We start from the raw sequence: 23,300 nt of genomic DNA on the forward strand, positions 1-23,300 counted from the left end.
CATGTCCACATCCCCCGACGAAATCGTCCTGTCGCTCGATGAAGTCCACGCGCTCGCGCTGCGCGTGCTGACGCACAACGGCATGTCCGATGCGCATGCGCGGGCCATCGCCAACGTGATTACCCAGGGCCAGCGCGACGAATGCCATTCGCACGGCGTGTACCGGCTGCTCGTCTGCGTGCGTTCGTTGAAGAAGGGCAAGGTCGATCCGCAGGCCGTGCCGACGCTGCGGCGGCTGTCGTCGTCGATCGTCGCGGTCGACGCGCATCGCGGCTTCTCGCTGCTGAGCTTCGAAACGGGCCTGCCCGTGCTCGTCGAGATGGCGAAGCAGCACGGCATCGCCGCGATGACGATCAACCACTGCTACCACTTCTCCGCGCTGTGGCCCGAGGTCGAGGCGATCGCGGCCGAAGGGCTGGTCGGCATCGCGATGAACCCGAGCCACAGCTGGGTCGCGCCGGAAGGCGGCAAGGAACCGGTGTTCGGCACCAACCCGATCGCGTTTGCGTGGCCGCGGCCGGGCGGCGTGCCGTTCGTGTTCGATTTCGCGACGAGCGCGATCGCGCGCGGCGACATCGAGCTGCACGCGAAGCAAGGCAAGGCGATTCCGCCAGAATGGGCGATCGACGCCGACGGCCGGCCCACCACCGACCCGAAGGCCGCGCTGCAGGGCGCGATGCGCACGTTCGGCGGCCACAAGGGTTCGGCGCTCGCGGCAATGGTCGAACTGCTCGGCGGTGCGCTGATCGGCGACATGACGAGCCGCGAGTCGATGGACTTCGACGAAGGCGTCGGCGCGACGCCGTGCCACGGCGAACTCGTGGTCGCGTTCGACCCGAAGGTGTTCCTCGGCGATGACCTCGACACGGGGCTCGCGCGCGGCGAACGGATGTTCGAGTCGATCGTCGCGCAGGGCGCGCGGCTGCCGTCGCAACGACGCTTCGACGCCCGCGCGCGCAGCATCGCGAACGGCGTGCGGATTCCGAAGCCGCTGTACGACGAGATCCTGACGCTGCTCGACTGATCGCCAGGCGCGGGGCCGGATCGCGCATTCATTGGCGTGCAACGTGCGATCCGGCCTTCTCCCGGGCCGCTCGCACGGGTGTACCGTAACCGCCCGGACGTTCCGCACCGGGCACGCCGCCCGCGCGGGTTGCCGGCCCCACGAGCGCCACGCCCGCGGCGGCTGTGGGATAATCGTCCGGTTTGCCCAGGGCGCAGCTCAAGAGGTTGTTCGCACGGGCGCGAGAGAGGCCTTTATTCCCGTGCCTCCACCCTTTTCCCGCGATATTTCTTCAGCAACGACAATGCCCATCTACCGTTCCAAAACCTCCACCGCTGGCCGCAACATGGCAGGTGCGCGCTCGCTCTGGCGTGCCACCGGCATGAAAGACGACGATTTCTCGAAGCCGATCGTCGCGGTCGTCAACTCGTTCACCCAGTTCGTACCCGGGCACGTGCACCTGAAGGATCTCGGCCAGCTCGTCGCGCGCGAGATCGAGGCTGCCGGCGGCGTTGCGAAGGAATTCAACACGATCGCGGTCGACGACGGCATCGCGATGGGCCACGACGGCATGCTGTATTCGCTGCCGAGCCGCGACATCATCGCCGACTCGGTCGAATACATGGTGAACGCGCACTGCGCGGACGCAATGGTGTGCATCTCGAACTGCGACAAGATCACGCCCGGGATGCTGATGGCCGCGATGCGCCTCAACATCCCGGTGATCTTCGTGTCGGGCGGCCCGATGGAAGCGGGCAAGACGCGCCTCGCGAACCCGGTCACCAAGGCGATCGAAGTGAAGAAGCTCGACCTCGTCGACGCGATGGTGATCGCGGTCGACCCGTCGTATTCCGACGCCGAAGTCGCCGAAGTCGAGCGCTCGGCCTGCCCGACCTGCGGTTCGTGCTCGGGCATGTTCACCGCGAACTCGATGAACTGCCTGACCGAAGCGCTCGGCCTGTCGCTGCCCGGCAACGGCACGGTGGTGGCCACGCACGCCGATCGCGAGCAACTGTTCAAGCGCGCCGGCCGCCGCATCGTCGAACTGGCCCGCCAGTACTACGAGCAGGACGACGAACGCGTGCTGCCGCGCTCGGTGGGCTTCAAGGCGTTCGAGAACGCGATGACGCTCGACATCGCGATGGGCGGTTCGACCAACACGATCCTGCACCTGCTGGCGATCGCGCAGGAAGCCGGCATCGACTTCACGATGACGGACATCGACCGCCTGTCGCGCGTCGTGCCGCAGCTGTGCAAGGTCGCGCCGAACACGAACAAGTACCACATCGAGGACGTGCACCGCGCAGGCGGCATCATGGCGATCCTCGGTGAGCTCGAGCGCGCCGGCAAGCTGCACACCGACGTGCCGACCGTGCACGCGCCGTCGCTGAAGGATGCGCTCGACCAGTGGGATATCGTCCGCACGCAGGACGAAGCGGTCCGCACGTTCTACCTGGCCGGCCCGGCCGGCGTCCCGACGCAGGTCGCGTTCAGCCAGGACACGCGCTGGCCGAGCCTCGACGTCGATCGCGCCGAAGGCTGCATCCGCTCGTACGAGCATGCGTTCTCGAAGGAAGGCGGCCTCGCCGTGCTGACGGGCAACATCGCGGTCGACGGCTGCGTGGTGAAGACGGCTGGCGTCGACGAAAGCATCCTCGTGTTCGAAGGCACGGCGCACGTGACCGAATCGCAGGATGAAGCGGTCGAAAACATCCTGAACGACAAGGTCAAGGCCGGCGACGTGGTGATCGTGCGCTACGAAGGCCCGAAGGGCGGCCCCGGCATGCAGGAAATGCTCTACCCGACCAGCTACATCAAGTCGAAGGGGCTCGGCAAGGCATGCGCGCTGCTGACGGACGGCCGTTTCTCGGGCGGTACGTCGGGCCTGTCGATTGGCCACTGCTCGCCGGAAGCGGCAGCGGGTGGTGCGATCGGCCTCGTGCGCGACGGCGACAAGATCCGCATCGACATCCCGAACCGCACGATCGACGTGCTGGTGTCGGACGAGGAACTGGCGCGCCGCCGCGAAGAGCAGAACGCGAAGGGCTGGAAGCCGGCGCAGCCGCGTCCGCGCAAGGTGTCCGCTGCGCTGAAAGCCTACGCGAAGCTGGTCATGTCGGCCGACAAGGGTGCCGTGCGTGACCTGTCGCTGCTCGACGACTGACAGGGGTAGCACGGCCGGCTGCTTGTAACACGTAGCCGGTCAGGCCGCGGGCCGTACGACCGCCCGCTTGCCCGACCCAGAAGCCGCTCTCCGGAGCGGCTTTTTTTCGTTCTGCTTCGGCAGAAAGCGCCGGCAACGTCAGTGACGGAATTCTTCCGGGCCGCCGCCGCCGCCTCCGCCGCCACCGCCCCCACCGTGGCTTCCGCCTCCGTTCCCGCCGCCTTGCGGCCGCGCGCCGCCGTAACCACCGCCACCACCACCCGGGTGCACCGGTGCCGGCATCGAACGGCCCTCACCTCCCGGCGCGGGCGGCGGACGCATGACAGCGGCCGGTGGCGGACGCATGACGGCGGCCGGCGGCGGCGCTGCCGGTCGTTCACGGACGGCAGCACCCGGCATCGGCGCAGGTGCAGCCGGTGGCGGCGTGCGGATCGCGCCATTCCAGCCGCCACGCGCAGCCGACGGCCGTGTGTCATGCACGGGCGGCGGACCGCCCGGTGCGACCTGCACCGCGCCGCCCGGTTGCGGGCGTCCCTGTCCCGGCGGTACGCCGCCCGGGCCGAGCCGCGGTTCCGCGCGGTGTTCCCACCGATCGCGGTCATGGAACCACGGCCGGTGACGGTAGTAGCGATCCCAGTACGCGCCGATCGCGAACCCCGTGATCGGCACGCCGATGATCGCGCCATATTCGAGCAGCGGCGCGTAACCGCCCTGGTACGGATAGTCGATCAGTTGCGCGTCGATCCAGCCGCGCACGCCCGGCAGCGCGACGTCGCACCACGAGTAGTCGCTCAGGCAGCCGAACACGTCCAGCGCGGTGCCCGGCGGAATCTGCGCGACGACCGGATAGTCGGGCGCCGGCCCGGCGAACAGTTCGGCCGGCGCGTTCGTGTAGCCGGTGCTCTGCGCCTGCGCCATGCCCGGCGCGGCCGCGAGGCCAAGCAGGACGACGCACAGACTTCGAACAATCGTGTTCCTCATGATGCTCTCCCGCGCGGTGCCGCCGCGCGCCGGTCAATGCCGATGCCCGCCCCAGCCGCCACCCCAGTGGCCGCCGCCCCACGGACGATGCCCGTACCCGCCGCGGCCACGCCAGCCGCCGCCCCAGCCGCCCCAGAAGCCGACCGAGATGGCCGGCGCGCCCCAGCCATACCAGCCCGGGTAATACGCGGGTGCATAGTATGGATAAGGATAGGGATACGGCGGCGGATAGGCCGGCGCGACGTAGACAGGCGCCGAATCGGCCTCGGGCGGCGCAACCGCCGCCGACGTCGGGCCCGGTGGAGCGGTGCCGGGCGCAGCCGGCGTGACGGGTAGCTCGCGCTGCGTCAGCGTGGCCGGTGCCGGCGCGTAATACGGAGCATAGCCATACGGGCTCGTGTAATAACAGCCGCCGAGGGTCAGCGTCGTCAATGCGAATACCGCACACCTCGCGGCAGGAATCGGGGTCATGTCTTGCTCCGGCAGAATCCACGCGCCGCCGCCGGGCGCGCGCCTGACTCTAGCTTACGTCCCCTGCAGATTTCCGCTCGGTATGATCGGTTACTTTTTGTTTCCTGTGCCGGACGATCGCGTGGGCATGCCGCGTGCTGGCAGGTCTGCCGCGCCCGCGTTGAAGTTCGCGCAAATGCCCTCAACTTGAACGATGTCAGGCTGGCCGGCGCGGACAGGGGTTCGCGAGCAACCGGCGGCCCGAAACCGGCGGACCTCGGCCCGCCCAGACAGGAACGCGGCTCACGCCGCCATCGACATGACTACGCCACGCCCCACTCCCCGGGCGGACACGCCGCTCGATCCGATCATCCAGTTGCTGGCGCTCGCCGGCGAACAGGGTTATCTGACCCACGCCGACCTCGTCGACGCGCTGCCGCCCGAAAGCGACAGCCCCGACGCGCTCGACGTCGTGCGCGCCGCGCTCGCCGACATCGGCATCGCAGTGCTCGACGGGCCGGCCGCGCCCGCGCCGTTCGCCGGCACGGTGCCTGTCGACGTCGATCGCGATGCGCTCGACGAAGGCCGCGCGATGCTCGGCGACCTCGCACGCGGCACGAGCGCGTCGACCGATCCGCTCGCGCTCTACCTGCGGCGCATGCAGGCCGTGCCGCTGCTCACGCGCGAAGGCGAGATCGTACTTGCTCGCGAGATCGAAACGGGCCGCCACCAGATCCTGCACGCGCTCGCCGGCTGTCCGGCCGCCGTCGACGCGCTGCTGGCGCGTCACCGCGCAACGGCGACGACCGGCGCAGCCGGATCGTCCGATGACGACCCCGCAGACACGCCCGCGCCCGTCAGCGACGACGCGCTGCAGGCGGCCGTCGCGGCCTTGCGCGGCGCGTTGCACGCGCATGGCTTCCGTTCGGACGAATACCGTGACGCGCGCAACCGCGTGGCCGCCCTGCTCGGCGCGATCCCGTGGGTCGCACCGGCCGTCGACGACGCGAGCCGCGTCGTACGCACGCTCGCGTCTGCGCCGCATGGCACCGCCGCGGGCGACGCCGCCTGCTTCGACACGGTCGCGCGACGGGCACTCGCAGCCGCGCTCACCGACGGCCAGCAGAAAGTGCGCGACGCCACGCGCGCGATGCTCGAAGCGAACCTGCGGCTCGTGCTGTCGATCGCGCGCAAGTACATGAACCGCGGTGTCGACCTGCCCGATCTCGTGCAGGACGGCAGCCTGGGCCTGATGCGCGCGATCGAGAAATTCGAATACCGGCGCGGGTTCAAGTTCTCGACCTATGCGACCTGGTGGATCCGCCAGGCGATCGCGCGCGCGGTCGCGGATCGCGCACGCACGATCCGCGTGCCCGTGCACGTCGGCGACCAGTACCAGCGTGTGCAGCGGCATGCGCTGCGGTTTCGTCAGCGCACGGGCCGTCGCGCGACGCCGGCCGAACTCGCGGCCGAAACCGGCCTCGACGAGGACAAGCTGCGCGCGGTGCTCGCGCTGCCAGCCGAGCCCGTATCGCTCGACGCGCCGCTGCCCGACGCGGACACCGGCCTGGTGGAGCTGATCGAGGACCAGTCATCGGCCAGCCCGTTCGAGCAACTGGCCGACACGCGCATGCGCGAGTGCGTGAGGTCCCTGCTCCGGTCGGTCACGCAGGCCGAGGCCGACGTGCTGCGCCGGCGGTTCGGCCTCGGCGGCGCCGAGCCCGATACCTACGACGCGATCGCGCAGGACGCGGGTATGTCGCGCGAACGCGTGCGGCAGATCGAGAAACGGGCGCTCGCCGCGTTGCGCACGGCCGCCGAGGCCGAGAACGCGCAGTCGTTCCTCGACGCGTGACGGCGTCACGCGTCGCACGGTCGTGCCGCTATCCGGCACGACCGTGTGCTTCGCACCTGTGCTACGTTTGCCATTGACGTGCGTCAAGTTTTCTTCATCGCGTATCGCGACAATGGTGAAAAGCCGACCGGCGCATCGCTAGCCGTGTCCATTCCGTTTGTGCTTCCCCAGGTCCCTCGCCATGCAGACGACCGCCAGCCAAACGTACGAGGAAAACCGCCATATCGCGACCTGCCTGCGCGAGGCGGCACAGCGGCTGGCTGATCAGGGCGCGAATCCGTATCGGGTCGCCGCGTACCGCGCGTCGGCCGAGACGGTCGATGCGCTCGACCTCGATATCCGCGCAGTGTTCGAGTCCGGCGGCGTCGATGCGCTCGGCACGCTGCCCGAGATCGGCACGGGCGTCGCGCAGGCGATTGCCGAGCTGCTGGTGACGGGGCGCTGGCGCCAGCTCGACCGGCTGTGCGGCGACGCCGAACGCACGTCCGCGTTCGAGGCGGTGCCGGGTATCGGCCACGCGCTCGCGCTGCGCATTCACGACCTGCTGCATATCGATACGCTCGAGGAGCTCGAACGCGCGGCCCGCAACGGCCAGCTCGAGACGATCTCGGGCGTCGGCCCGCGGCGCGCGGCCGGCATCCGCACCGCGCTCGACGACGTGCTGAGCCGCCGCCGGCGCTGGCAGGGCCGCGTGCAGGACGCCGGCCCCGGCACCGAGCCGCCTGTCGAACTGCTGCTCTACATCGACCGTCTGTATCGCAACAAGGCCGCCGCCGGCGCGTTGCCGACGCCTGGCGTTGTGCAACGCGCAACCGTGCATCGGCGCCTGAACGCGGACGGCTACGTGCCGTTGCCCGTGATGCACATGACCAAGGGCGGCTGGCATTTCACCGCGCTGTGCCTCCATGCCGCGATGCGCACGCCGGAGGCCTCCCGCCCGACCGACTGGGTCTCGCTCTATTTCTACGACGCCCTGCAATGCGAGCATCAGCGCACCGTCTTCACCGAAACGTACGGCTCGCTCGTCGGCAAGCGCATCGTGCGCGGGCGCGAGCAGGAATGTCGTGTGTATTACGCGGGATGACTCAGTCGTCGCCAACCTCGTCGACGTCGAACGCGACGTCGAGCACCGACGCGATTTCACGACATGCATGGGTAAGCGTGCGTGAACGGTGGCCGGCACGGTCCACCCCGATATCGAACCCGGTCAAATACGCGTTGTAATCGGTAGTGCGGTCCCGCTTCGGCACGTCGAACCAGAACGTCACCATGTAGTCGCCGTTCCAGCGAACCGGCATCACATGCGTGAACCGCAATCTCGTAATTGCGCCGTGGCGGAACCGGAAGCTGTCGTCGCCGACGCGGAACCCCGACCACGCGCCGTCGTTCGACACGAATACCGTCAGCGTTTCGTCCGGTGGTGCGGCGGGCAGGTCGTCTGCCGGGGCGAGGTCGGCCGTCGACACCATCGCCGCCCCCGAACCGTCGCGCCCCGCCTCGACTTCCACGTACGCTTCGATCGCCCGCTTCGCCTTATCGTAGAAACGGCGCGTAACCTCGGGCCGTGCGGCGTCGGCAATCAGGACCAGTTGCTTGAATCGGGCATGCTCGCCATATCGAAGCGGCACATCGGGCGCGTCGCCGGGCTCGTCGGCCGGTTCGTCATCCAGACTATCGGCCGGTACGGGCGTTGCGCTCGTCTCAGGCTGCCCAACGGACCCACGCCGCCGTTTCAACAGGGCAGTCCCCCACGTCAGCAACGCGGTCTGCATCGCCAGCACGGCGGCCAGTGTCGCGCACCCGGCGAGAAACCCGTAATGCGGCCCGACCTTCGATGCCGCATACGCGGCAGGAAGCACGTAAAGCACAAGTAAAAACCACACGCGGCAACCCCGTTGTTCCTGTTTGCAATGTCCGTCGGCCATGAATGGCGACGTGCCGCCGAATCGCCACTGCCCCCCCCAATGCATGCGCATCGCGCGGGCCGAGCGCCTACGCGGCTTCCGTCTTCGTGCGGCGCGCCGGATGGCGATGCGCGGCGATCCGCAGCAGCTTCTGGAACGACGGGCATTCGAGATGGTTCGATGCCGGGCACACGGCCGCATGCCGCAACGCGTCGCGCACGGCGCCGAGACGGCGGATCGTGCGGTCGAGTTCGTCGGCCTTGCCGTCGAGCTTCGCGCGATCGATCGCAGGCAGGCCGTCCGTGCCGACCATCGCGAGGATGTCGTCGAGCGAAAAACCGGCCTCGCGGCCCAGTGCGATCAGCGCCAGGCGCTCCAGCACCGACTCGTCGTATTGCCGCCGCAGCCCGTGGCGGCCGGTCGGGACGATCAGCCCCTTTTCCTCGTAGTAGCGCAGCGTCGACGCGGGCAATCCCGAGCGTCGCGCCACATCTGCAATGTCCAGCCGGCTCATGCTTGACCTCAAGTGAACTTGAAGTTGCAAGATAGTCGCTCGACTCCATAAAGACAAGCCCGGACTGCCATGAAACCGCTGAAACCACGCTGTATTCCGCTGCACCGCGCAGCCTTTTCCGTTCTTCGCGGAGGGTCGCGATGAGCGCGCCCGACGTCCTGCTCAACCTGTTGCTGATCGGCGCGGGCGCGACGCTCGTGATGGATCTGTGGACGCTGTTCCGGCGGCGAGCCTTCGGCATTCCGTCGCTCGACTATGCGCTGGTCGGCCGCTGGATCGGTCACATGATGCAAGGCCGGTTCCGGCACGTGTCGATCGGCGCCGCGGCGCCCGTGCCGGGCGAACGCGCGCTCGGCTGGATCGCGCATTACGCGATCGGCATCGCGTTCGCGGCGCTGCCCGTCGCGATCGCGGGCACCGAATGGATCGGCACGCCGACCCCGCTCCCCGCGCTCCTCGCCGGCCTCGCCAGCGTGATCGCGCCGTTCTTCGTGATGCAGCCCGCGTTCGGCTTCGGCATCGCCGCGTCGCGCACGCCGAACCCGGGCGTCGCGCGCCGGCGCAGTCTCATCACGCATCTGTCGTACGGTGTGGGGCTTTATCTGGCGGCGGTTACGCTCGCGGCGCTGGCCCGTTAAGCACACGGCCTCGTCAAAGCGATAACAGGTAGCGTCGCCGACGCCCACGCTCCCCTCTGTCGAGCGTGACTAGCGCATCACCCTGCGCGCGCCGGACGAAGGCCGCGCCGGGTATCGGCACCGGCGCCACGACGATGAAGATGCCCACGCCGGAATACGGGCCGGCTCGGCGTGCTTGCGCGCCGCCTTCCGGTGTTCCCGCTGTTTTCAAGCCGTTCATCCGGCCTGCCCGGATGGCGGCACCCATCACTCCCCGCCGCAGTCGATCAGGTTGTGACGCATGCGCCCGAGCAACCGCACCAGCGTATCGCGCTCGTCGGGCGTGAAGCCGCGCAGCCCGTCGTCGGCTACGGTGTCACCCACTTCGAGCATCTGCGGAAAGATCTCGCGCGACTTGTCGGTCAGCCGGATCACGAATGCGCGGCGATCGTCGTCGTTCGCGACGCGCTCGATCCAGCCATAGCTTTCCATCCGGTCGAGCAGCCGCGTCAGCGTGATCGGCGCGATCTCGAGCCATTCGGCCAGCCGCGCCTGATTCATCTCGCCCTTCCATGTCAGGTACGCGAGCACGCGGCTTTGCGCGCGCGTCAGCCCGATGCGCTTCGCGCGCCGGTCGAAGAGACGCCCGTTCAGGCGCGCCACATCGGCGATCAGGTAACCGATCCGGTTCTCGTAGGTCTTGTCCATGCGGCGATTATAGGGTCGAGCCGGCAACTGCCTCCCGCTCGAGACGCAGCCATAAGCGGAGATATAATACGCATGCTTATAATTTGCGTCATACCGGATCGCCGCCCACGGCGACCGCTCCACGGAGACACCCGCTTGAACCCCGCCGCCGACGCCCCCGCCTCGCCCGCCCTGAACCGGCCGATGCTGACCCTGTCGATCATGCTCGCCACGCTGATCCAGACCCTCGACAGCACCATCGCGAACGTCGCGCTGCCGCACATGCAGGGCACGCTGTCCGCGTCGCAGGACGAGATCACGTGGGTGCTGACCTCCTATATCGTCGCCGCGGCGATCGCGACGCCGCTCACCGGCTGGTTGTCCGACCGGCTCAGCGTGAAGCGGCTGCTGATCGTGTCGATCGCCGGCTTCACGGTCGCGTCGGCGCTGTGCGGGCTGTCCGAGACGCTCGTGCAGATCGTCGGCGCGCGTCTGCTGCAGGGCGTGTTCGGCGCCGCGCTGGTGCCGCTGTCGCAGTCGATCCTGCTCGACATCAACCCGCGCGAGAAACAAGGCCAGGCGATGGCAATCTGGGGAATGGGCGTGATGGTCGGCCCGATCCTCGGCCCGACGCTCGGCGGCTGGCTCACCGACAGCTACAACTGGCGCTGGGTGTTCTTCATCAACGTGCCGATCGGCGCGTTCGCGCTCGCCGGCGTGATGACCTTCCTGCCCGCGCGCGCGCCGCGCCCGCACGTGAAGTTCGACGCATTCGGCTTCGCGACGCTGGCGCTCGCGATCGGCGCATTCCAGGCGATGCTCGACCGCGGCGAACAGCTCGACTGGTTCGGCTCATACGAGATCCGCATCGAGGCGCTCGTCGCGGCGCTCAGCTTCGCGTTCTTTCTCGCACATACCGCGACCGTCGGCAAGGCGTCGTTCTTCAAGTCGGAACTGTTGCGCGACCCCAACTTCGCGACGGGCACGCTGTTCATCTTCGTGGTCGGCGCGGTGCTGTACGCGACACGCGCGCTGCTGCCGCCGATGCTGCAGAACCTGATGGGCTACCCGGTCGCGACGACGGGCCTCGTCACTGCGCCAAGCGGCGCCGGCACGATGATCGCGATGCTGTTCGTCGGAAGACTGCTGAAATACGTGGATGCGCGGATGCTGCTGCTCGCGGGGCTGTCGATTTCCGCGCTCGCGCTATGGCAGATGATGCAGTACACGGTCGTGCTGTCCGAAGCGGACATCGTGTGGCCCGGCGTGGTGCAGGGCTTCGGGCTGGGGCTCGTGTTCGTGCCGCTGAGCGCGCTGTCGTTCTCGACGCTGCCGCCCGACCTGCGCGCGGACGGCACGGCCACCTACAGCCTGATGCGCAACATCGGCAGCAGTATCGGCATCTCGATCGTCCAGACGCTGATGACGCGCAACACGCAAGTCGCGCATGCCGACCTCGCGACCCACATCACGCCGTTCAACCCGGCCGTGCAGGCCATGGCCGGCAGCCGCCTCGACATTGCGCTGCTCGACCGCACGATCAACCAGCAGGCGTCGATGATCGCGTACCTGAACGACTTCAAGCTGATGTTCGTCGCGACGCTGCTGATGATCCCGCTGTTGCTGCTGATCCGCCCGCCGCAGCAGGCGGCGAGCGTCGACGTCGCGCATGCGGCGATGGACTGACGATCCGGCCGATCGACGGACGGATACGCGCACCGCATCGCGCGCCGCCTGCCCCGCGATTCTCACGCGCGGCAGGCGTGCCGTGTCAGGCCTTCATCGTGCCCGTGCGGACGTAACGCTCGTGCCACGACAGCGCCTCGGCGAGCAGGTGCGGCGTGTGCTTGCCGAAGCTTTCGCGCGACGCGCGCTCGAAGTAATCCTCGAGCATCGGCCGATAGTCCGGATGCGCGCAGGTCGCGATGACCTTGCGGGCACGCTGCTTCGGCGACAGGCCGCGCAGGTCCGCGAGGCCCTGCTCGGTGACGACCACCGCGACGTCGTGCTCGGTATGGTCGACGTGGCTCGCCATCGGCACGATCCGCGAGATCGCGCCGCCCTTCGCGGTACTCGCCGACATGAAGCACGACAGGTAGCCGTTGCGCGCGAAGTCGCCCGAGCCGCCGATGCCGTTCTGGATCTTCGTGCCCATCACGTGGGTCGAGTTCACGTTGCCGTAGATGTCGGCCTCGATCATCCCGTTCATCGCGATACAGCCGAGACGACGCACGAGCTCCGGATGGTTGCTGATTTCCTGCGGGCGCAGCACGATCTTCTCGCGGAACGTCGCGATTTCATCGGCGAAGCGCTGCACGGCGGCCGGGCTCAGCGACAGCGCGGTGGCCGACGCGAAGCCCAGCGTGCCGTCCTGGAGCAGGTCGAGCATGCCGTCCTGGATCACTTCGGTGTACGCGGTCAGGTTCGAGAAGCCGGCCGAACTGAGCTCCGCGAGCACCGCGTTCGTGATGTTGCCGACGCCCGACTGCAGCGGCAGCAGGTTTTCCGGCAGGCGGCCACGCTTCACTTCATGGCGCAGGAAGTCGATCAGTTGCAGCGCGCTCTGCTTCGACGTCGCGTCCGGTGCGGAGAACGCATTGCTGCGGTCCGGCGCATCGGTCTCGACGATCGCGACGATCTTGTCGGCCGGGCAACGCAGGTACGGCTCGCCGATCCGGTCGTCGCTCTTCGTCAGCGGAATCGGCTTGCGGTGCGGCGGCAGCGCGGTGCCGTAATAAACGTCGTGCATCCCGTCGAGGCCGAGCGGCTGGCGCGAGTTAACCTCGAGGATCACGTGCTTCGCGCGTTCGAGCCAGGTCTTGTTGTTGCCGATCGACGCGGACGGAATCAGCAGCCCGTCCTCGCGGATGCCCGCGACTTCGACGATCGCGACATCGAGATCGCCGTACAGGCCGAACCATGCGTACTGCGCGACGTGGCTCAGGTGGACGTCCTGGTAATCGACTTCGCCGCCGTTGATCTTGTCGCGCAGCGTCGGGTCGGACTGATACGGCAAGCGCATCGAGATGCCGTTGGTGCGGGCGAGCGCGCCGTCGAGTTCCGGCGCGGTCGACGCGCCCGTCAGCACGTTGATCCGGAAGTCCTCGCCGCGCGAGTGCGCCGCGTCGATGTGGGCGGCAAGCGCGGCCGGCACGGCTTTCGGATAGCCCGAGCCCGTGAAGCCGCTCATGGCGACGGTCATGCCGGGACGGATCAGCGCGGCGGCTTCGTCGGCGGTGCGGACGAGCGAACGCAGGGCGGGTGCGAGGATGCGTGAAGATGACATGGCTGGTTTCTGACGCTTTGGTCTGTCGTTGACGTCGCGGGGGGTGTCTCCTGAGCGACATGAAGCCCTTGGGGCCGCGAGGGGCGGCCGGCACCACAGGCACGGTCGGAGTATCGCAGAGGCAATCGCCGTGAAATGTCCGCTGAATGAAAAAGATCCTTGTCGAATTTGCCGGGTATCGAACGACCGTTCTGTGACAGGCGCTCCGTTTGAAGCGGATGCACGCGTAAGGTGCACGAAAGTATCGGGCAGAAAAACCCGTCGCCGATCGCCCACTCTCGCGCGTCAATCGGCGGATTTTGACGGCCATTTATCGCCTTTCCATCGACAATGAACGACGCCCGTCCGGCGCGGCCAATTGTCACCCGATGCGGCTCATTCCGACCTGACGCATATCAAGCTCGCACGCGCCGCGCGACGCGCATGGCAAAGCGCGAAAAGTACCGCCGCACCGGCCTGAGAGGCCCGTCCGTCCTTGACAGCCGCCCGATGCGAACCACACTGGAATCTGGATCGCGCGGCCCCGTTTGGCCGCCCTTTCGCGCACGCGCTTTTCGACCGGCCAATCGCCGCAAGACGCGGTAACACTCCCTCATGTCAGGACATTGATCGAATAAAAAGCACCAAATTACAATTCCGTATATATTTCGCCGATGGACCAAAGAAAAACCGCCACACGTTCCGAACCGCCCCTGCCACGCACCTGGGATGCGCGGCTGGCGCGCTCGCTTGTCCGACCGCTCGTCGACACGCCTGTCGCCCCGAATCACCTCACCACCGTTCGTCTGCTGATCGGCCTCGCCGGCGCCTGGTGCCTCGCGCACGGCGGCTTCGGCTGGAGCAATGCCGGCGCGTTCCTGATCGTACTGTCGAACTTCGTCGACCACACCGATGGCGAGCTCGCGCGCATCAGCGGCAAGACGAGCAAGATCGGTCATTTTTACGACCTCGCGGCAGACGCCCTCGTCACGGTCGCGCTGTTCGTCAGCATGGGCCTCGGCATCGTCGCCCAGGGCGGCCAGATGGCCGCATCGCCGGTGCTGCTCGGCGCGGTGGCCGGCGCCGCCGTTGCGCTGATCTTCTTTCTGCGCATGCGCATCGAATCGTTCGCCGGCAAGGCCGGCACCAAGCAGGCATTCGCCGGCGGCTTCGAAACCGAAGACGTGCTGTACCTGCTGCCGCTCGTGACGCTGTTCGACGGCGTCGAGCCGTTCCTGCTCGCGGCGTCGATCGGCGCCCCGCTGTTCGCCGCGTGGGTCGTGATCGACTGGTGGCGCATCGTCCGGCGCGGCAATGTTCCGCAGAATTCCACTGAAATCCAGGCTTCCAAATGACTAGCACGCGCGACGACTCCGTGCTGAGCCCGGCACGCCCCGCGCCCGTGCGCGCCGCGTCCGACCCCGATCGCACCGTGGCCGACTGCGTCGGCCATCTCGACCTTGAGCAAGTGCGCAACGACTACACGCGCCAGGGCTCGTTCCTGTACCTCGACGCATTCCTGCCGGCCGACGCGCACGCGAAGCTGGCCGACGCCGCCCGCGCGATGCAGGCCGGCCTGAACCGCAATTACCTGCCCGGCCACAAGCAGGGCGGCAGCGTGAGCCGTCATACGATCGACGAGCAGGCGCCGTACATCGCCGAACTGTATCGATCGAAGGCACTCATCTCCTTCCTCGAGAAGGTCACGGGCGACAAGCTGATGCTGTCGCCGGACGACGATCCGCACGCGTACGCGCTGTATTACTACACGAAGCCCGGCGACCACATCGGCTGGCACTACGACACGTCGTACTACGACGGCCGCCGCTACACGCTGCTGATCGGCGTGATCGACGAATCGTCGTGCCGGCTCGACTACGAGCTGCACACGCGCAATCCGGACGTCGCCGACGAACCGGGCTCCGTGCAGATCGCCGACGGCGGCATCGTGCTGTTCGATGGCGACAAGCTGCGCCACCGCATCACACCGCTCGGCCAGAACGAGATGCGCGTGTCGCTCACCTTCGAATACGTGACGAACCCCGGCATGCGGCCGTGGAAGCGCTTCATCTCGAACATGAAGGACGCGATCGCGTATTTCGGTTTCCGCCAGGTGTTCAAGCAACTGGCAACGCGACGCACGACCGGGTCATGACACGCGCCGGCCTCATCCTGCTGTCCCTCGGGACCGCACTCTTCGTCGCACTCCTGGCATGGCAAGGCGTCGGCGCGGTCGCGTCCACGTTCCTCGCAGCCGGCTGGGGGCTCGCGCTCGTCGCGGCGTTCCACGTCGTGCCGCTCGTGATCGACGCGATGGCGATCTCCGTGATGTTCCGCCCCGGCCAGCCGGGCGCCGAGCTCGGCAACGCGCTGCGCGCGCGCTGGGTCGGCGAATCGGTGAACAGCCTGCTGCCCGCCGGGCAGATCGGCGGCCCCGTGCTGATGGTGCGCCACCTCGCGCAGCGCGGCACGCGGATGGCCGACGCGGCGGCGGCCGTCACCGTCAGCACGACGATGCAGGCGCTCGCGCAGATGGCGTTCGCGCTGATCGGCATCGCCGCGTTCAGCCTGTATGCAACGCACGAATCGGTCGCGCACCTGCGCACGCCCGCGCTGATCGCCACCGGCGTGCTCGGCACCCTCGCCGCGCTGTTCTACGTGGCGCAGCGGCGCGGGCTGTTCGGCCGCGGTCTGCGCCTCGCGTCGAAGCTGCTCGGCCCGCGCGACTGGTCGTCGCTGGCCACCCGCGCCGACGCGATCGACGACGCGGTCGGCGCGCTGTATCGCGATCGCGCGAAGGTCGCGAAGACGTTCGCATTGAGTCTCGTCGGCTGGATCGTCGGCACCGCGGAAGTGTGGCTCGCGCTGCATTTCCTCGGGCATCCGGTGAGCTGGCTCGACGCGCTGCTGCTCGAGAGCGTCGGCCAGGCCATTCGTGGCGCGGCCTTCGCGATCCCGGGCTCGCTCGGCGCGCAGGAAGGCGGCTACCTGCTGCTCGCGCCGCTGGTCGGACTGCCGCCCGACGCGGCGCTCGCGCTGTCGCTTGCGAAGCGCGCGCGCGAACTCGCGCTCGGCCTGCCCGGCCTGCTCTATCTGCATTTCAGTGAAAGAAACTGGCAGCGGCGCCGTGCGCCGCAGCCGCTCGCCGACTGATCGTTCAGATCCGCCGGCTTTTTGGTTGGAGAACCCATGCGAGCCATCATTCTTGCGGCAGGCCTCGGCTTGCGCCTGCAACAACCGCCCGAGGCGCAGTTCCCGAAGTGCCTGCTGCGCTTCGACGACGTTTCGCTGCTCGAGCGGCATCTGCGCGTGCTCGATGCCGCGGGCGTCGACGAGATCGTGCTCGGGCTGGGCTTCCAGCACGAGAAGGTCGAGCAGGAATTGAAGCGCCTCGGCCGCCAGGCCGAGATCGTGATCAACGACCGCTACGACCTCGGCAGCGTGTTGACCGTGCATACCGTCGCCGATGCGATGACGCGCGGCGGCGACGTGCTGCTGATGGACGCCGACGTGCTGTATGACGAGAACATCCTGCATGCGCTGGTGGCCGATCCCGACAAGGCGGTCGACCGCCTGCTGATCGATCGCGACTTCGAGGCCGGCGACGAACCCGTCAAGCTGTGCCTGAAGAACGGCGTGCCGGTCGAGTTGCGCAAGCAGCTCGCGGTCGACCTCGAATACGACACGATCGGCGAATCGGTCGGCTTCTTCCGCTTCACGGAAGGCACCGCGCGCCGCCTCGCGACGATCGTCGCGGGCTACGTCGACAGCGGCCGCGCGAACATGCCGCACGAGGAAGCCGTGCGCGACCTGCTGCTCGAAGGCGGTCATTCGTTCGACGTCGCCGACGTCACCGGCTCGCCGTGGATCGAGATCGACTTCCCGAACGACGTCGCACGCGCCACGCAAGACATTCTCCCCCTGATTCAACGTACTACCGCAGGAGCTGCACGATGAATGCACGCGAACCCAACTTCTCCGAATCGCGCAGCGCACGCCTGCGCCGCATGCTCGTCAGCAACGAACTCGAATTCCTGATGGAAGCGCACAACGGCCTGTCCGCGCGGATCGTCCGCGAGGCAGGCTTCAAGGGGATCTGGGCATCGGGCCTCGCGATCTCCGCGCAGTTCGGCGTGCGCGACAACAACGAGGCGAGCTGGACCCAGGTCGTCGACGTGCTCGAATTCATGGCCGACGCGAGCGACCTGCCGATCCTGCTCGACGGCGACACCGGCTACGGCAACTTCAACAACGTGCGCCGCCTCGTGAAGAAGCTCGAGCAGCGCGGCATCGCGGGCGTCTGTATCGAGGACAAGCAGTTCCCGAAGACCAACAGCTTCATCGGCGGCGAGCGCCAGCCGCTCGCGGAAATCGACGAGTTCTGCGGCAAGATCAAGGCCGGCAAGGATTCGCAGAGCGATCCCGACTTCTCGATCGTCGCGCGCGTCGAAGCGCTGATCGCGGGCTGGGGGATGGACGAGGCGCTGCGCCGCGCGAACGCGTATGCGGAAGCCGGCGCGGACGCGATCCTGATCCACAGCAAGCTGTCGCGCCCGGACGAGATCCTGCAGTTCGCGCGCGAATGGAGCGGCAAGGCGCCGCTCGTGATCGTGCCGACCAAGTACTACAGCACGCCGACCGACGTGTTCCGCCAGGCCGGCATCAGCACCGTGATCTGGGCGAACCACCTGATCCGTGCGTCGGCATCCGCGATGCAGGCGACCGCACGCGAGATCCACGAGAGCGAAACGCTGATCAACGTCGAAGACCGCGTTGCATCGGTCAACGAAATCTTCCGCCTGCAGGACGCCGACGAATACTCGGCGGCCGAGCGCATCTACCTGTCGTCGTCGTCGCGCGCGTCGAACGCCGCGATCGTGCTGGCGGCCAGCCGCGGCAAGGGCCTCGAGGCCGTGACCGAAGACAAGCCGAAGGTCATGCTGCCGGTCGCCGGCAAGCCGCTGCTGCGCTGGCTCGTCGACGGCTTCAAGACGCACGGCGTGAACGACATCACCGTGGTCGGCGGCTATCGCGCCGACGCGATCGACACGTCGGGCATCAAGCTCGTCGTCAACGAGCGCCATGCGCAGACGGGCGAACTCGCGTCGCTCGCATGCGCGGCCGAACGCCTGACCGGCGACACCGTGATCTCGTACGGCGACCTGCTGTTCCGCAGCTACATCGTGCGCGACCTCGCGGAAAGCGAAGCCGAGTTCAGCGTGGTGGTCGATTCGTCGCTGACCGAGCCGACCAACCAGAGCGTGCGTGACTTCGCGCTCTGCTCGGCGGCCGACGATCGCGGCCTGTTCGGCCAGAAGACCTACCTGCAACGCGTGTCGAGCGACGTCGCCGCAGGCACGCCGCATGGCCGCTGGATCGGCCTGCTGAACGTGCGTGGCGCCGGTGTCGACCGCCTGAAGGCGATGCTCGCGACGCTGCAGGCGCGCGACGATTTCGACACGCTCGACATCCCGGCGCTGCTCAACGAACTGATCGCCGCCGGCGAGAAGATCGAGGTGCAGTACGTGCACGGCCACTGGCGCGGTGTGAACGATCTCGAAGACTTCCGCCGCGCGGGCGACTTCGCGCACGGCCAGACGCCGCTGTCGCAACCGGGCGCCCGTAACGGGGGCGCGCAATGATCGAAGCGGCCCAGTTCGTCGAGGCCGCGCGCGAGCGCGGTTTCGACTGGTACGCGGGCGTGCCCTGCTCGTACCTGACGCCGTTCATCAATTACGTGCTGCAGGACCCGACGCTGCATTACGTGTCGGCCGCGAACGAAGGCGACGCGGTCGCGCTGATCGCGGGCGCGACGCTCGGCGGCAAGCGCGGCATTGCGATGATGCAGAACTCGGGGCTCGGCAACGCGGTGAGCCCGCTCACGTCGCTGACCTGGACGTTCCGCCTGCCGCAACTGCTGATCGTCACGTGGCGCGGCCAGCCGGGCGTGGCCGACGAGCCGCAGCACGCGCTGATGGGGCCGATCACGCCCGCGATGCTCGACACGATGGAGATCCCGTGGGAGACGTTCCCGACCGACCCCGAACAGGTCGGCCCGGCACTCGACCGCGCGATCGCGCACATGGACGCGACGGGCCGCCCGTACGCGCTCGTGATGCAGAAAGGCAGCGTCGCGCCGTATGAACTGAAGGCCAACCCGGCCGCAACGCCGCGCGCGCATGTCGCCGCGCAAGCGTCGTCGCGCGCCGCGTCGGCCGACACCTGGCCGACCCGCCAGGACGCGCTGCAGCGCGTGATCGCGCACACGCCGGTCGATTCGACCGTCGTGCTCGCGTCGACCGGCTTCTGCGGCCGCGAACTCTACGCCATCGACGATCGCCCGAACCAGCTGTACATGGTCGGCTCGATGGGCTGCGTGACGCCGCTCGCGCTCGGCCTCGCGCTCGCGCGCCCCGACCTGCGCGTGGTCGCGGTCGACGGCGACGGCGCCGCGCTGATGCGCATGGGTGTGTTCGCGACGCTCGGCACCTACGGCCCGGCCAACCTCACGCACGTGCTGCTCGACAACGGCGCGCACGAATCGACGGGCGGCCAGGCGACGGTGTCGCAACATGTTTCGTTCGTGGGCGTTGCTGCCGCGTGCGGGTATGCGTCGGCGGTCGAAGGCGACACGCTCGACGTGCTCGATACGGCGCTGGCCGAGTCGCACGACGGGGCGCAGTTCGTGCGCCTGGCGATCCGCACCGGCGTGCCCGACGGCCTGCCCCGCCCGACCGTCACGCCGGTCGAGGTCAAGACCCGTCTGATGCGGCACATCGGCGCCGCGCAGACCGAAGCCCACGTTGAAGGAGCCCATTGATGCTGCTGCTGAACCCCGGCCCGGTCACGCTCACCGAACGCGTGCGCCGCAGCCTGCTGCAACCCGACCTGTGCCATCGCGAAAGCGAATTCTTCGATCTGCAGGATGAAGCGCGTCAGCGTCTCGTCGCCGCGTACGAACTCGATCCGGCTGAGTGGACGGCCGTGCTGATGACCGGTTCGGGTACGGCCGCTGTCGAAAGCATGATCGCGGCGCTCGTGCCGAAGGACGGCAAGCTGCTCGTGATCGAGAACGGTGTGTATGGCGAGCGGATCACGCAGATCGCGACGCAGTACGGGATCGCGCACGATGTGCTCAAGCATGAGTGGATGCAGGCGCCCGATCTCACGCAGATCGGTGCGAAGCTCGATGCGGGCGGTTACTCGCACGTCGCCGTGATTCATCATGAAACGACGACGGGCCGACTGAACGATCTCGGGGCGATCGCCGAGGTGTGCCGTGCGCGCGGCGTGAAAATGCTCGTCGACGGCGTCAGCAGCTTTGGCGCGGAAGCGATCGACTTCGCCGGCGGCGACATCGACGCGGTCGCCGCGACCGCGAACAAGTGCCTGCACGGCGTGCCGGGCGCAGCGTTCGTGATCGTGCGCCGCAGCGCGCTCGCGAAGGCGGCGAGCCGTACCTACTACCTCGATCTCGGCCGTCTCGCGAAGCTGCAGGATCAACGGAATACGCCGTTTACGCCTTCCGTGCACGCGTATTACGCGCTCGTCGAGGCGCTGCGCGAGTTCGATGAGGCCGGTGGCTGGCGTGCGCGGCATGCGCATTACAAGGTGCTCGCCGATCAGGCACAGGCCGGGCTCGCGGCGCGCGGGATGCCGCTGGTGCTGCCGGAAGGTGAATCGTCGGTTGTGCTTCGTGCTTATCGGTTGCCGCAGGGTGTGACGTACGAAACGCTGCACGACGGGTTGAAGGCACGAGGCTTCGTGATCTACGCGGGGCAAGGCGGCTTGTCGAAGGAGCTGTTCCGCATCTCGACGATGGGCGCGATCCAGGCGGCCGATGTCGATCGATTGCTGGAGGGGTTTACGGCGCTGACGCGGTAAGTGCCTGACTCCTTCGTCTACGAAAGGCCCGCAAGGGCCTTTTTTTATTGTTCGCGGATTTCGCGGCCATCGAAACCGAGCAACGCGCAAGCACAACGAGCGCCTCGGCAACCGTCGAAGGCACGCGCTACTCCACCTCGATCGCCACCACGGATCCGGTCCAGCCATTCGCTCCTTCGGTGGCGATAACGAGCAGGTCGCCAGTGCCGGGCGCGACAACAACGCGCTCACCGCCCTCTGCCCAGATCGCACTACGACCGGCCGGCTCCCAACCACCGGTGATGCCGCCATGGTTGGCCATCAGTACGACCATATTGTGTTTGGCCGCATAGCCGGCCAACAGCCCGGTATCGTACGGGTACCCGTTGTCGGAAATGAGCGCGCTCGCCGCGTAGACACGCGCCCCCGAATCTGCCGCGTTCGCCGCGTGGGAGGCATGCGCGAAATCGGCGCATATGGCCAACGCGATCGGATTCCCGTCAACGATCACCTCCGGGCCGCCATTTCCGGCTGCAAACACCACGTCTTCGCCTGGATGCAAATGCTGTTTGGTGTGCGCGTGTATGCCATGAGCGCCAAGCGTGAACGCGCCGATGAACACCTCCGGTTGGCCTTCATGCATCAGGGGCGCCCCGACGACGATGGACATGCCCAGTCGCTGCACCTCGGCCAACAACGGCAGGAGCCGTGGGTCCTCGCATCCCATGGCGAGTTGACGGCCAAGCTGCTGCTCGTATCCCGTCAAGGACAGTTCGGGAAAGACCAGATACTTGACGCCGTGTTCCGCGGCAGCATGGACGAAGGTCAAATGCCGAGCCACGTTGGTTTCGATGTCTCCTGCTTTGGCGCTGAACTGCGCGGCGGCGATCGTGAATGTGTCCATGAGAGATAGAGTCGGTGGTTCGCGTAGGCGTCTCGCAGTATCAAGGTCTTGTTTCGAACCGACTACAATGGATACTTATTGATCTATTGAATATTGTTATGTCTCCGCGGGATATCGAAATCTTTCGAGCCCTGATGACCGCCGGTACGACAGCGCGCGCCGCCGAGTTGCTGGGGATCAGCCAGCCTGCGGTCAGCCAAGCCATTCAGCGGGTCGAGTCGTTTGCCGCCGTGCGATTGTTTGAGCGCATTCGCGGACGCATGATCCCGACGAACGAGGCGAATGTCCTGATGACCTCGATCGAGCGATACTTCGTGGGCTTTGAAACCGTTGAACACGTCATTCGCAGTCTGGGCTCGTACAAGCAGGGGCGACTCGTGATTGCCTGCTTCCCCGCCCTGGGGAACTGTTTTCTGCCGCGCGCCATCGCCGGATTTCATCGCGACTCGCCCGGCATTCAGTTGTCGTTGCAAGTCATGAGCTCCCGAGAGGTGCATCAGCAAGTTCAATCCGGCGTGGCCGACATCGGCTTGATGGCTAGCGAGATGCCGACTTCAGGCCTCGAGCATTCGGTATTCAGCGCACTGCCTGGCGTCATCGCCATGGCGCCCGATCATCCGCTGGCTCAACGGGCGGTCGTGACACCAGCGGATCTGCAATCCGATCACTTCATTTCACTGAATGCGGAGGATGTCACACGACGCGCGCTGGAAGCAGCACTGGCACACCAAGGGATCACGCTACGAACGGTCGTCGAAACGCCCTACTCGATCAGTGCCTGCGAGTTCGCACGCAGTGGCGTCGGACTTGCGTTCGTCCATCCCGTCGCGGCCATCGACTTCATTCCTCGTGGACTTGTCATCAGGCGCTTTTCGCTGGATGTGCCGTTCCAGGATCGGATCATTTTCCGCCCGGGCAAGCTCTTGTCCGAGCATACGAAATCGATTCTGAAACTGCTTCGGCTGCAACTGGACAAGGACTGCAAGCAGTTGCAGCTTGCTCTGAAGGGTAGGAAGAGCACGGGTCGTCACGCATGACCTGTGCATCGCGCGTTGGCCGGCCGCTCCGGATCGGCAAGCGACATCCACGGCAT

21 protein-coding genes are annotated in these 23,300 nt (G+C 67.4%); 14 read left to right on the forward strand and 7 right to left on the reverse strand.

Annotated features, from left to right (window positions below):
• Position 1 precedes the first annotated feature (1 nt).
• Positions 2–1,024, forward strand: a complete 1,023-nt coding sequence (locus BDO18943_RS10750) for an Ldh family oxidoreductase (RefSeq protein ID WP_175022264.1) — start codon at positions 2–4, stop codon at positions 1,022–1,024.
• 283 nt (positions 1,025–1,307) lie between these two features.
• On the forward strand, positions 1,308–3,167 hold the full coding sequence (ilvD, locus tag BDO18943_RS10755) for a dihydroxy-acid dehydratase (protein ID WP_175022265.1): 1,860 nt from the start codon (positions 1,308–1,310) through the stop codon (positions 3,165–3,167).
• A 138-nt stretch (positions 3,168–3,305) separates the two neighbouring features.
• Here the strand turns inward: ilvD and BDO18943_RS10760 are convergent, their stop codons facing one another.
• Together BDO18943_RS10760 and BDO18943_RS10765 are read right to left on the reverse strand one after the other, a co-directional pair.
• The gene (locus BDO18943_RS10760) at positions 3,306–4,148 is read right to left on the reverse strand and encodes an SH3 domain-containing protein (RefSeq protein WP_175022266.1); all 843 of its coding nucleotides are present in this window, start codon (positions 4,146–4,148) and stop codon (positions 3,306–3,308) included.
• 33 nt (positions 4,149–4,181) lie between these two features.
• Positions 4,182–4,619, reverse strand: a complete 438-nt coding sequence (locus tag BDO18943_RS10765; protein WP_175022267.1) for a hypothetical protein — start codon at positions 4,617–4,619, stop codon at positions 4,182–4,184.
• 298 nt (positions 4,620–4,917) lie between these two features.
• Here BDO18943_RS10765 and BDO18943_RS10770 point away from each other — a divergent pair, with 298 nt between their 5' ends.
• Together BDO18943_RS10770 and BDO18943_RS10775 are read left to right on the forward strand one after the other, a co-directional pair.
• Positions 4,918–6,453, forward strand: a complete 1,536-nt coding sequence (locus BDO18943_RS10770) for a sigma-70 family RNA polymerase sigma factor (RefSeq protein ID WP_175022268.1) — start codon at positions 4,918–4,920, stop codon at positions 6,451–6,453.
• A 181-nt stretch (positions 6,454–6,634) separates the two neighbouring features.
• Entirely contained in the window at positions 6,635–7,537 is a 903-nt protein-coding gene (locus BDO18943_RS10775; protein ID WP_175022269.1) for a helix-hairpin-helix domain-containing protein, read from the forward strand.
• A gap of 1 nt (position 7,538) precedes the next feature.
• Here BDO18943_RS10775 and BDO18943_RS10780 read toward each other — a convergent pair whose 3' ends face one another.
• Entirely contained in the window at positions 7,539–8,336 is a 798-nt protein-coding gene (locus tag BDO18943_RS10780) for a hypothetical protein (protein ID WP_175022270.1), read from the reverse strand.
• Between the two features lie 109 nt (positions 8,337–8,445).
• Positions 8,446–8,871, reverse strand: a complete 426-nt coding sequence (locus BDO18943_RS10785; protein ID WP_175022271.1) for a helix-turn-helix domain-containing protein — start codon at positions 8,869–8,871, stop codon at positions 8,446–8,448.
• Positions 8,872–9,011: 140 nt separating this feature from the next.
• On the opposite strand from BDO18943_RS10785, the gene BDO18943_RS10790 reads away from it, so the two are divergent.
• Entirely contained in the window at positions 9,012–9,509 is a 498-nt protein-coding gene (locus tag BDO18943_RS10790; protein WP_175022272.1) for a DUF2938 domain-containing protein, read from the forward strand.
• A gap of 246 nt (positions 9,510–9,755) precedes the next feature.
• Here BDO18943_RS10790 and BDO18943_RS10795 read toward each other — a convergent pair whose 3' ends face one another.
• Positions 9,756–10,196, reverse strand: coding sequence for a MarR family winged helix-turn-helix transcriptional regulator (locus BDO18943_RS10795; RefSeq protein WP_089453207.1), 441 nt, complete (start codon positions 10,194–10,196; stop codon positions 9,756–9,758).
• A 135-nt stretch (positions 10,197–10,331) separates the two neighbouring features.
• Here BDO18943_RS10795 and BDO18943_RS10800 point away from each other — a divergent pair, with 135 nt between their 5' ends.
• Positions 10,332–11,861 carry a DHA2 family efflux MFS transporter permease subunit gene (locus BDO18943_RS10800; protein ID WP_175022274.1) on the forward strand — a complete coding sequence of 510 codons (1,530 nt, stop codon included), beginning with the start codon at positions 10,332–10,334 and terminating at the stop codon, positions 11,859–11,861.
• A gap of 85 nt (positions 11,862–11,946) precedes the next feature.
• Here the strand turns inward: BDO18943_RS10800 and BDO18943_RS10805 are convergent, their stop codons facing one another.
• Positions 11,947–13,461, reverse strand: coding sequence for an acetyl-CoA hydrolase/transferase family protein (locus BDO18943_RS10805; RefSeq protein ID WP_175022275.1), 1,515 nt, complete (start codon positions 13,459–13,461; stop codon positions 11,947–11,949).
• A 653-nt stretch (positions 13,462–14,114) separates the two neighbouring features.
• On the opposite strand from BDO18943_RS10805, the gene BDO18943_RS10810 reads away from it, so the two are divergent.
• The 7 genes from BDO18943_RS10810 to BDO18943_RS10840 are packed head-to-tail and all read left to right on the forward strand — an operon-like array spanning position 14,115 to position 21,324.
• Positions 14,115–14,795 (forward strand): CDP-alcohol phosphatidyltransferase family protein, encoded by a 681-nt coding sequence (locus BDO18943_RS10810; RefSeq protein ID WP_175022276.1) that lies wholly within the window; start codon positions 14,115–14,117, stop codon positions 14,793–14,795.
• Entirely contained in the window at positions 14,792–15,595 is an 804-nt protein-coding gene (locus BDO18943_RS10815; RefSeq protein WP_043183307.1) for a HalD/BesD family halogenase, read from the forward strand. Before BDO18943_RS10810 ends, BDO18943_RS10815 begins: the two co-directional genes overlap by 4 nt.
• Positions 15,592–16,593, forward strand: coding sequence for an HpnL family protein (locus tag BDO18943_RS10820; RefSeq protein WP_175022277.1), 1,002 nt, complete (start codon positions 15,592–15,594; stop codon positions 16,591–16,593). The genes BDO18943_RS10815 and BDO18943_RS10820 overlap by 4 nt, the downstream gene beginning before the upstream one ends.
• 36 nt (positions 16,594–16,629) lie before the next feature.
• Positions 16,630–17,397, forward strand: a complete 768-nt coding sequence (locus BDO18943_RS10825) for a phosphocholine cytidylyltransferase family protein (RefSeq protein ID WP_043183304.1) — start codon at positions 16,630–16,632, stop codon at positions 17,395–17,397.
• On the forward strand, positions 17,394–19,082 hold the full coding sequence (gene aepX, locus BDO18943_RS10830) for a phosphoenolpyruvate mutase (protein ID WP_043183303.1): 1,689 nt from the start codon (positions 17,394–17,396) through the stop codon (positions 19,080–19,082). Before BDO18943_RS10825 ends, aepX begins: the two co-directional genes overlap by 4 nt.
• Positions 19,079–20,260 carry a phosphonopyruvate decarboxylase gene (gene aepY / locus BDO18943_RS10835; protein WP_175022278.1) on the forward strand — a complete coding sequence of 394 codons (1,182 nt, stop codon included), beginning with the start codon at positions 19,079–19,081 and terminating at the stop codon, positions 20,258–20,260. The genes aepX and aepY overlap by 4 nt, the downstream gene beginning before the upstream one ends.
• Positions 20,260–21,324, forward strand: coding sequence for a 2-aminoethylphosphonate aminotransferase (locus tag BDO18943_RS10840; protein WP_175022279.1), 1,065 nt, complete (start codon positions 20,260–20,262; stop codon positions 21,322–21,324). Before aepY ends, BDO18943_RS10840 begins: the two co-directional genes overlap by 1 nt.
• Positions 21,325–21,451: 127 nt before the next feature.
• Here the strand turns inward: BDO18943_RS10840 and BDO18943_RS10845 are convergent, their stop codons facing one another.
• Entirely contained in the window at positions 21,452–22,207 is a 756-nt protein-coding gene (locus BDO18943_RS10845; protein ID WP_175022280.1) for a carbon-nitrogen hydrolase family protein, read from the reverse strand.
• A 98-nt stretch (positions 22,208–22,305) separates the two neighbouring features.
• Here BDO18943_RS10845 and BDO18943_RS10850 point away from each other — a divergent pair, with 98 nt between their 5' ends.
• Positions 22,306–23,244: a LysR substrate-binding domain-containing protein gene (locus BDO18943_RS10850; protein ID WP_175022281.1), complete on the forward strand. Its 939-nt coding sequence runs from the start codon at positions 22,306–22,308 to the stop codon at positions 23,242–23,244.
• Positions 23,245–23,300 lie beyond the last annotated feature (56 nt).

Origin of the sequence: Burkholderia aenigmatica (genome assembly GCF_902499175.1) — a bacterium.
Taxonomy (GTDB): domain Bacteria; phylum Pseudomonadota; class Gammaproteobacteria; order Burkholderiales; family Burkholderiaceae; genus Burkholderia; species Burkholderia aenigmatica.

What these genes read in the sequence shown, in the direction of transcription:
- BDO18943_RS10750 (WP_175022264.1), top strand. Translation starts at nt 2, where the DNA reads ATGTCCACATCCCCCGACGAAATCGTCCTGTCGCTCGATGAAGTCCAC.
- ilvD (WP_175022265.1), top strand. Translation starts at nt 1,308, where the DNA reads ATGCCCATCTACCGTTCCAAAACCTCCACCGCTGGCCGCAACATGGCA.
- BDO18943_RS10760 (WP_175022266.1), bottom strand. Translation starts at nt 4,148, where the DNA reads ATGAGGAACACGATTGTTCGAAGTCTGTGCGTCGTCCTGCTTGGCCTC.
- BDO18943_RS10765 (WP_175022267.1), bottom strand. Translation starts at nt 4,619, where the DNA reads ATGACCCCGATTCCTGCCGCGAGGTGTGCGGTATTCGCATTGACGACG.
- BDO18943_RS10770 (WP_175022268.1), top strand. Translation starts at nt 4,918, where the DNA reads ATGACTACGCCACGCCCCACTCCCCGGGCGGACACGCCGCTCGATCCG.
- BDO18943_RS10775 (WP_175022269.1), top strand. Translation starts at nt 6,635, where the DNA reads ATGCAGACGACCGCCAGCCAAACGTACGAGGAAAACCGCCATATCGCG.
- BDO18943_RS10785 (WP_175022271.1), bottom strand. Translation starts at nt 8,871, where the DNA reads ATGAGCCGGCTGGACATTGCAGATGTGGCGCGACGCTCGGGATTGCCC.
- BDO18943_RS10790 (WP_175022272.1), top strand. Translation starts at nt 9,012, where the DNA reads ATGAGCGCGCCCGACGTCCTGCTCAACCTGTTGCTGATCGGCGCGGGC.
- BDO18943_RS10795 (WP_089453207.1), bottom strand. Translation starts at nt 10,196, where the DNA reads ATGGACAAGACCTACGAGAACCGGATCGGTTACCTGATCGCCGATGTG.
- BDO18943_RS10805 (WP_175022275.1), bottom strand. Translation starts at nt 13,461, where the DNA reads ATGTCATCTTCACGCATCCTCGCACCCGCCCTGCGTTCGCTCGTCCGC.
- BDO18943_RS10810 (WP_175022276.1), top strand. Translation starts at nt 14,115, where the DNA reads ATGGACCAAAGAAAAACCGCCACACGTTCCGAACCGCCCCTGCCACGC.
- BDO18943_RS10815 (WP_043183307.1), top strand. Translation starts at nt 14,792, where the DNA reads ATGACTAGCACGCGCGACGACTCCGTGCTGAGCCCGGCACGCCCCGCG.
- BDO18943_RS10820 (WP_175022277.1), top strand. Translation starts at nt 15,592, where the DNA reads ATGACACGCGCCGGCCTCATCCTGCTGTCCCTCGGGACCGCACTCTTC.
- BDO18943_RS10825 (WP_043183304.1), top strand. Translation starts at nt 16,630, where the DNA reads ATGCGAGCCATCATTCTTGCGGCAGGCCTCGGCTTGCGCCTGCAACAA.
- aepX (WP_043183303.1), top strand. Translation starts at nt 17,394, where the DNA reads ATGAATGCACGCGAACCCAACTTCTCCGAATCGCGCAGCGCACGCCTG.
- aepY (WP_175022278.1), top strand. Translation starts at nt 19,079, where the DNA reads ATGATCGAAGCGGCCCAGTTCGTCGAGGCCGCGCGCGAGCGCGGTTTC.
- BDO18943_RS10840 (WP_175022279.1), top strand. Translation starts at nt 20,260, where the DNA reads ATGCTGCTGCTGAACCCCGGCCCGGTCACGCTCACCGAACGCGTGCGC.
- BDO18943_RS10845 (WP_175022280.1), bottom strand. Translation starts at nt 22,207, where the DNA reads ATGGACACATTCACGATCGCCGCCGCGCAGTTCAGCGCCAAAGCAGGA.
- BDO18943_RS10850 (WP_175022281.1), top strand. Translation starts at nt 22,306, where the DNA reads ATGTCTCCGCGGGATATCGAAATCTTTCGAGCCCTGATGACCGCCGGT.